The organism is Ralstonia sp. VS2407, from assembly GCF_052950655.1.
The window spans coordinates 1-443 of sequence record NZ_JBRFVG010000340.1 but is presented as its reverse complement, the minus strand read 5'-3'; the positions used below and the strand labels follow the sequence as shown (position 1 = coordinate 443).

The 443-nt window shown below is 70.7% G+C and carries 1 protein-coding gene; it reads left to right on the top strand.

What is annotated here, in order from left to right; genetic code table 11:
- Positions 1-443, top strand: a 443-nt coding sequence (locus tag ACU8YE_RS25350; protein WP_446930340.1) for a putative glycoside hydrolase, incomplete at both ends; no start/stop codon positions are given.

Below are 443 nucleotides of genomic sequence, written 5' to 3'. Positions count from 1 at the left end.
CGATCACCGTCGTCGATGCGACGAACGGGCGCGCGCTGGCAGGCGCGATCGGCCACGCGCCGGGCGCGAACCGGACCGCGGATCGCGAGGGATCGTTTTCGCTGGAGATCGACGCCGCCGGAACGCGCCTGAGCGTGCGTGCGCCAGGCTACGCGCGAATCGAGGTCACTCTGGCTCCCGCCGCGGCCGCGTACACGATCCGCATGACGCCGGTGCGTCCGAAGGCGGTCTACCTGTCCGCCTACGGCGTCGCAGACCGCACGCTGCGCGACGCGGCGCTGTCCCTCCAGGACCAGACGGCGATCAATGCGCTCGTCATCGACGTGAAGGGCGACAGCGGCGTGACGCCTTATCGCAGCAAGGCGCGCGAAATCTCCGGCGCCGCGAGCCATGTCGCCGGTGCGATCGTGCATCAGCCCGATTTGCCGGACCTGCTGCGGACG